The organism is Planotetraspora silvatica (assembly GCF_016863315.1).
Taxonomy (GTDB): Bacteria; Actinomycetota; Actinomycetes; order Streptosporangiales; family Streptosporangiaceae; genus Planotetraspora; species Planotetraspora silvatica.
Genome location: NZ_BOOQ01000024.1, coordinates 242,347 through 249,891 on the forward strand (window position 1 = coordinate 242,347; position 7,545 = coordinate 249,891).

Annotated in this window: 7 protein-coding genes; 5 read left to right on the forward strand and 2 right to left on the reverse strand. The window is 68.9% G+C overall.

Annotated elements, in window-relative coordinates:
* The first annotated feature begins 5 nt into the window (after nt 1–5).
* The 5 genes from Psi02_RS19250 to Psi02_RS19270 are packed head-to-tail and all read left to right on the forward strand — an operon-like array spanning nt 6 to nt 5,250.
* A complete protein-coding gene (locus Psi02_RS19250; RefSeq protein ID WP_203975995.1) occupies nt 6–428 on the forward strand; it encodes a Zn-ribbon domain-containing OB-fold protein in 423 nt (140 codons plus the stop codon).
* A complete protein-coding gene (locus Psi02_RS19255; RefSeq protein WP_203975997.1) occupies nt 428–1,573 on the forward strand; it encodes a thiolase C-terminal domain-containing protein in 1,146 nt (381 codons plus the stop codon). Before Psi02_RS19250 ends, Psi02_RS19255 begins: the two co-directional genes overlap by 1 nt.
* Before the next feature lie 59 nt (nt 1,574–1,632).
* Nucleotides 1,633–2,298 carry a PHP domain-containing protein gene (locus Psi02_RS19260; protein ID WP_203975999.1) on the forward strand — a complete coding sequence of 222 codons (666 nt, stop codon included), beginning with the start codon at nt 1,633–1,635 and terminating at the stop codon, nt 2,296–2,298.
* Between the two features lie 49 nt (nt 2,299–2,347).
* Entirely contained in the window at nt 2,348–3,331 is a 984-nt protein-coding gene (locus tag Psi02_RS19265; RefSeq protein ID WP_203976001.1) for an alpha/beta hydrolase, read from the forward strand.
* Nucleotides 3,328–5,250 (forward strand): flavin-containing monooxygenase, encoded by a 1,923-nt coding sequence (locus Psi02_RS19270; protein WP_203976002.1) that lies wholly within the window; start codon nt 3,328–3,330, stop codon nt 5,248–5,250. Before Psi02_RS19265 ends, Psi02_RS19270 begins: the two co-directional genes overlap by 4 nt.
* A gap of 2 nt (nt 5,251–5,252) precedes the next feature.
* Here Psi02_RS19270 and Psi02_RS19275 read toward each other — a convergent pair whose 3' ends face one another.
* Both Psi02_RS19275 and Psi02_RS19280 read right to left on the reverse strand, forming a co-directional pair.
* Nucleotides 5,253–5,696 carry a hypothetical protein gene (locus Psi02_RS19275; RefSeq protein WP_203976004.1) on the reverse strand — a complete coding sequence of 148 codons (444 nt, stop codon included), beginning with the start codon at nt 5,694–5,696 and terminating at the stop codon, nt 5,253–5,255.
* Nucleotides 5,697–5,946: 250 nt separating this feature from the next.
* Nucleotides 5,947–7,545, reverse strand: a 1,599-nt coding sequence (locus tag Psi02_RS19280; RefSeq protein ID WP_203976006.1) for a CLIPPER-2 domain-containing protein, incomplete at its 5' end; no start/stop codon positions are given.

The following is a 7,545-nucleotide window of genomic DNA, read 5'->3' on the forward strand; positions in this document are numbered from 1 at the left end:
TTCCGTTGTCCGCCAGAGCAAAGCCGGCACCCGTGCCGACACCGGAGACGCAACCCTACTTCGACGCCGCCGCCGAGGGAGAGCTGAAGATCCAGCGCTGCCTCGACTGCGGCAAGCCGTTCTTCTACCCGCGACCGTGCTGCCCGTTCTGCGCCTCCGACGCGCTGGAATGGATCACCGCCAGCGGCCGCGGCACGCTGTACTCCTACACGATCAACCACCGGCCGGCTCCAGGCTTCGAACAGGACGCGCCGTACGCGATCGCGGTGGTGCAACTGTCCGAGGGCCCGCGCATGATGGCCAACATCGTCGGCATCGAGAACACCCCGGACAACCTGGTGCTGGACATGGACGTGGAGGTCACCTTCGAAAAGCGCGGCGATGTGACCATTCCCCAGTTCAGGCCGGCGGGAAGGGAGGCGATCTGATGGCACGGGGCGACGTGGTGATCGTCGGCGCGGCCGAGACCGACGAGGTCGGCGTGCTGCCCGGGCACTCCACACTGCGGTTGCACGTGGAGGGCGCCCGCAACGCGGTGGCCGATGCCGGCCTGCGCATGTCCGACATCGACGGCATCGCCAGCGTGTCCGCCCCTGGCCCGATCCAGGTGGCGCACACGCTGGGCATCAAGCCGCGATGGATCGACGGAACAGGAGTGGGCGGCACCTCGTTCCTGCTGCACGTCCGCCACGCGGTGGCCGCGATCCGAGCCGGCCACGCGACCACGGTGCTGATCACCCATGGGGAGTCGGGCAGGTCCCAGGTCGGCTCCGCGCGTGGAGCCTTGCCGGCGTCGAGCCCCAACGCCCAGTTCGAGGCGCCCTACGGGGTCCTGGGGCCGCCGACCATGTTCACCATCCCGTTGCTGCGCTACATGAAGGAGTTCGGGCTGACCGCCGAGCAGTTGGCCTACGTTCCGGTGGCGCAGCGCAAGTGGGCGGCCCGCAATCCGCGGGCCCGCTACCGTGAGCCGATCACCGTCGAGGACGTGCTCGACTCGCGGATGATCTCCTATCCGCTGCATCTGCTGGAATGCTGCCTGGTCACCGATGGCGGCGGCGCCCTGGTCATCACCTCGGCCGACCGCGCAGGGGATCTGCCGCAGCCCCCGGTGCACATCCTGGGCACGGGGGAGACCTTCGAGTCGCCGCTGATCTCCCAGATGGAGGACTTCACCACGTCCGCGGCGTTCCGGCGGTCCAGCGCCGAGGCGTTCGCGGAGGCCGGCATCACGCACGGCGACGTCGACCATCTGATGATCTACGACGCGTTCGCGCATGTGCCGATCTACGGATTGGAGGACATGGGCTTCGTCGGCCGCGGCGAGGCCGGGGCGTTCATCGCCGAGGGCAACACCGAGCCCGGCGGAAGGCTGCCGCTGAACACCAACGGCGGCGGGCTGTCCTACACCCACACCGGCATGTACGGCATGTTCCTGATCCAGGAATCGGTGCGGCAACTGCGCGGGCAGGCCGCGGCGCAGGTCCCGGGTGTGGAGATCAGCGTCGCCCAGGGCAACGGCGGCATGTTCACGGCCGCGGGCACGCTCGTGCTGAGCAACCGCACGCCGTGATCGCCCCGCCGGACCCGTCCCGGCCCGTCCCGCCGGGCCGGGTCCGAGTCGACTGTCACGTGCACACTGTCGAATCCGGTGACGCCGTCACCACACTCGACCAGTTGGCCGAGCGGGTGGCGGTCCACCGGATCGACGTGGTGTGCATCACCGACCACAACCACCTGGCGGGCACCCCGGAAGGGCTCTCCCGGGCGATCGGCGCCCGGGCGGTGCTCGGGGAGGAGATCCGCACCCGCTCCGGCGAGCTGATCGGCCTGTTCCTCACCGAACGCGTGCCGTATGTGCTGCCCGCCCGCGAGGTGGTCGAGTTGATCCGCGCGCAGGGCGGCATCGTCTGCGCGCCGCACCCCTACGACCCGCTCCGCGCCGGCGTGGGCGCCGACCTGGACGCCATGTGCGACGCCGGCCTGATCGACGCGGTCGAGGTGTTCAACGCCAAGATCGCCGACCCGGAACACAACCGGGCGGCAGTGCGCACCGCTCGGGCGTACGGCCTGCCCGGTACCGTGGGTTCGGACGCGCACGACCCGCAGGGGGTCGGGGCCGCCTACCTGGAACTGCCCGACTTCGATGGTCCGAAGTCCTTTCTGGACGCCCTGCACGAGGCGGAGCACCGCGGCGAGTACAGGCCACACGCCCCCCGCTACACCCCCGGTCCTCCGGCGGCGTCACGGCCCGGCCGAGACCTCGGATCCCGCGGCCGCTCATCGGGGTCCGCGTGAGATGCCGCGTTTCACATCAGACGTGAACAGCTATCGAGGATGGGTCCCGATGCCTCTTGACCTGCAGATACGCGCCATGCTCGAGCGTGCTGCCGCCGCCCCCGCCATCCCCCTGAGCCAACTGCCGCCCGCCGTCGTCCGCGACGGCTTCCGAGCATCCATCCTCGCCTCGCTCGGCGAGGGCTACGAACCCCTCCCGCTGGCCGAGGTCCGCGACCACACGATCGACGGCTCCGTACCCGTGCGGATCTACCGGCCGCGAACCGAAGCCACAAGCATCCCGGTCGTCGCGTTCTCCCACGCGGGCGGATGGGTGCTCGGCGATCTGGAGACCCACGACGAGGTCTGCCGCCACCTCAGCCGCTCGCTGCCGGCCGTGGTCGTCGCGGTGGACTACCGCCTCGCGCCGGAGCATCCGTACCCGGCCGCCGTCGACGACTACTGGACGGCGGTGTGCTGGCTCGCCGAACACGCGGCCGATTTCGGCGGAGACGCCGACCGTCTCGCCGTGATCGGCGACAGCGCCGGAGGGAACCTCGCCGCCGCGGCCGCCCTGCGCGCGAGGGAGGCGGGCGGCCCGCCTATCGCGGTCCAGGCGCTGGCCTACCCGACGGTCGACGCGACGCTCGAATACGGCACACGGCCGGGCGGTTCGTACACCACCTGTGGTGAGGGCTACGGGCTCACCCTGTCCACCATGCGGTGGTTCGTCGACTGCTACCTTCCCGACCCCGCGGCCCGCATCGTCCCGGACGCCTCGCCCCTGCTCGTCGACGACCTGTCCGGTCTGCCCCCGGCGATCGTGGCCACCGCGGAGTACGACCCGTTGCGCAGCGAGGGCGCGCACTACGCGCACCGGCTCGCTCAGGCCGGTGTCACCGTCACCCACCTCGACCTCGACGGGCTCGTGCACGGCTTCCTCTACCAGACCAGGGTGTCGCGCTCAGCCGACCGGGCCCGAGAAGCGTTCGTGGACGCCGTCCGCGAGGCCCTCGGCGCCCGGCTCGACGACTCGACGGAGGTGCGGGCATGACCGGAACGACCAGCACAGAGCCGATCACCGACGGGGACGACGCCATCCGGCGGGCACTTCTCGACGCCGAGCTTCCCCCGCTGCTCGCGGCCCTGGCGATCGCCACCGATGATCCGGCGCTGCTGCCCGGCCACCTGCGCCCGGCCACGATCAACAGGCTGGTGCCGCAGGGCGGCTACTCCGCGGAACAGCAGGACGAGGCGCGCTCCCTCGCGTTCGCCGCGCTCACCGCGATCCGCGACGGCCGCCTCAGGCCCCGGCGGATGTCGGCGGGCGGCGACGAGATGTTGCGAACGGCGGGGTTCCTGGCCGGAACCGACGCCGAGCGCTACCTGCCGCTGCTGATGGACGAGCTCGCCGCGCCGGACGACCCTGCGGCCCCCCGATGGCAGAAGAGTGAGCTCGCCCCCGATCGCCTCTTCCATGTCGTCATCGTCGGCGCCGGGATGTCCGGCCTGCTGGCGGGGTACCGGCTGGGGCAGGCCGGCATCCCGTACACGATCGTCGAGAAGAACGACGACGTGGGCGGCACGTGGCTGGAGAACACCTATCCGGGCTGCCGCGTCGACGTCAGCAGCCACCTGTACAACTACTCCTTCTTCAAGCACGACGACTGGCCCCATTACTTCTCCAGCCAGGACGTGCTGCTGGACTACTTCCGGGAGTTCGCCGACCGCGGCGGCATCCGTGAGCACATCCGGTTCAGCACGGAGGTCATGGCCGCCGAGTTCGATGACGACACGTGCACGTGGACGGTCCGCGTGCGGACGCCGAGCGGCGGCACCGAGCTTCTCGGCGCCCAGGCGGTCATCTCCGCGGTCGGCCAGCTCAACCGCCCCTCCTACCCGCGCATCGAGGGCAGGGACGACTTCACCGGGCCGAGCTTCCACTCGGCGCGCTGGGACCACGGCATCGACCTGAACGGCAAGCGGGTCGCGGTGATCGGCACGGGAGCGAGCGCCTTCCAGTTCGTGCCTGAGATCGCCCGTACCGTCGGCGGCATGGTCGTCTTCCAGCGCACCGCCCCCTGGCTCGGACCGACACCGGACTACCACGCCCCCGTCTCGGACGGCCTGCGCTGGTTGTTCCGGCACGTCCCCGGCTACGCGCAGTGGTACCGCTTCTGGCTGTTCTCCAGCTCGGTCGAGGGCGGACTGCCGACCGTGGACGTCGATCCCACCTGGCAGGGCGGCGAACGTTCGGTGTCCGCCTCCAACGACGAACGACGTGCCCTGCTGACCATGTACCTGGAGCACATGTTCGCGGACCGTCCGGACCTGCTGCGCGCCGCGATCCCCGACTACCCTCCCGGCGCCAAGCGGATGCTGCGCGACAACGGCGTGTGGGCCGCGGCGCTGAAGCAGGACAACGTCGAACTGGTCACCGACCCGATCAGCCGCATCACCGAGCGCGGGATCGCCACCGCCGAGGGCGAATACGAGGCCGACGTCATCATCTACGCCACGGGATTCTCCGCCTCCGACTTCCTTCTGCCGATGACGGTGACCGGCCGCGACGGGGTGGACCTGCACAAGCGCTGGAACGGCGACGCGCGCGCCTACCTCGGCATGACCGTGCCGGGATTCCCCAATCTCTTCCTGATGTACGGGCCGAACACCAACATCGTCGTCAACGGCAGCATCGTCTTCTTCTCCGAATGCGAGGCGCACTACATCCTCGAATGCCTCCGCTCGCTCCTGCACGACGGGCACCGCGCGCTGGACTGCCGGGACGAGGCGCACGACGCGTACAACGAGATGATCGACGCCGCCAACCGGCGACGGGCCTGGGGTGCGTCCGCTGTGAACAGCTGGTACAAGAACGCCCTCGGCCGTGTCTCGCAGAACTGGCCGTTCACCCTCATGGAGTACTGGGAGCGGACCCGGACTCCCGACCTCGGCGACTACGACCCTCTCTGACATCAGGTTTCGACGCTGATCCCGGGCATCGGGCAGAGCATCTGCTGTTTCGCCTCGAAGTGTTTCGTCGCGCTCCAGGGGACCGTCTTGCCGGGCGGGACCTTCACGAGGGTCTGCGCGAAGTCCAGTGTCGTCGCCTTGGTGGTGGTGAAGTACACGACGATCTTGTAGGTGACCGTCTTCGTGCCGGGATTCTTCGCCGTTCCCTTGGCACCCCAACCGCCCGGTACGGCGTCACACTTCGTCTGAACGATGTTGTCGCGGATGCCGGGGTCGTTGGCGAGCTTCGTCGGGAGCGGGTTCGCCGCGATGTTCGGCGCGGACGGCGCCGGAGTCGGCGATTTCTGCGGCGCTTCGCGCGCGGCGTCCTCGCTGGACGAACATCCGGCGACCAGGGCGGAGGCCAGCATCATCGCCAGGGGGGCCCGCACCACCGAAGGCGACACATATCTCATGTTCATTCAACGAACCCCGCGGTATCTGCGTCGATATCGAATTCATCGGCTGATGCGACTTCGCGGCATCAGGCGAACGGTGAATGTCAGATCGCCCACGATCCTAGGGCCGCTCCCGCCGGCCGGCATTCTTCGTTGCGTATCGATGACCCCGATTTGATGGGATGTTCGCGTACGCGGGATCGAATTCTTTCCGCTCGTCTTTTATGGCGGATAAGGCGGAAATGGCGCCATGCCGGCGTCATGAGCGCAGAGCCGACCATTTCCTGCTCTTCGCCTCCATAACCGCGGTCCTCACCCAATCGCGCTGTCCGCCCAGATCAAACGACGTCAGATGAGGATGCAGGACGGATTTCACGCCGTGGCATCGGTGATGACCGGAGTCGGCGCCGGGACGACCTGACACCTTCACATCGGGGGACAACGCCGGCGTGATGACGGAGTTGATCAAGTGATGGTCTCCACCGGCCCGATTGAGCCGGATGGGATAGGTGATGACGGCGGTTCGATGGGCCTTCAGCGTGCCCTCCCAGGTGAGGGTCGCGGACGTGATCTCCACGCTGCCCTTCGAGGCCTTGACGCCGCCGCGGTACACGCCGTCGTCCAGGACACCGGACAGATCATTCGTGATCTTGACTTCGGTGAGCTTGGACGAGCCGGTGTTGCGGATCCTGATCGTATAGAGGACCACATCACGCAAGCGCGGCTTGTCCTGCGGGCACACGTACTCGGGTATCAACGGCAGCCCCCGGTAGACCGTGACCGTCGCGGTCGAGGCGGTGGAGGTGGTGACCGCTCCCGACGTCCGGCGCCCTGACGCGGTCGCGGTGTTGACGATGGAGTCGGCGGCGATGTCGGCCCGCGTCACCGTGTAGCTGCCGGTGCATGTGGTCGAGGTTCGTGGCGGGAGTGTCGTCATCGGGCAGGTGATCACCGGCCGTGTTCCGGTGCCGGAGAAGGCGGTGTCGGTCGCGGTCACGTCGGTGAGGGTGACGTCCCCGGTGTTGGCGATCGCGTAGGAGTACGTGATCCGCTGGCCTGCCGACGTCACCCTCCTCGGAGTCGCCGTCTTCACAAGGGTCAACGACGGGTCGGCGGTCGCGGTGACCGTCGCGGTCGAGGCGGTGGAGGTGGTGACCGCTCCTGAAGGCAGCGTTCCTGAGGCCCTCGCGGTGTTCACGATCGAGCCCGCGTCGACGTCGGCCTGGGTCACCGCATAGGTGCCCGTGCACATGGTCGAGGCCTGCGGCGCGAGTGTCGTCATCGGGCAGGACACCGCCGGAGGTGTTCCGGTGCCGGAGAAGGCGGTGTCGGTCGCGGTCACGCCGGTGAGGGTGACGTTCCCGGTGTTCCTGATGGCGTAGGAGTAGGTGATCGTCCGTCCGGCCGTTCCCACGGTGCTGGGGGAGGCCGTCTTCAGCAGTGCCAACCCCGCGGCGGGCTCGGCTGTGACGGTCGCGGTCGAGGCGTTCGAGGTGATGGCGGTGCCGGTGGGCGGTGTGGCTGAGGCGGTGGCGGTGTTGACGATGGAGCCGGCGTCGATGTCGGCCTGGGTGACGGTGTAGTCGCCGGTGCAGGTGGTGGACGCCAGGGGAGCGAGTGCCGTCATCGGGCACATGATCACCGGGGGTGTTCCGGTGCCGGAGAAGGCGGTGTCGGTCGCGGTCACGTTGGTGAGGGTGACGTTTCCGGCGTTCATGATCGCGTAGGAGTAGGTGACGATCTGGCCTGCCGAGGTGACCGTGTCCGGGGCCGCCGTCTTCGTGAGGGTCAACGACGGGTCGGCGGTCGCGGTGACGGTCGCGGTCGAGGCGTTCGAGGTGATGGCGGTGCCGGTGGG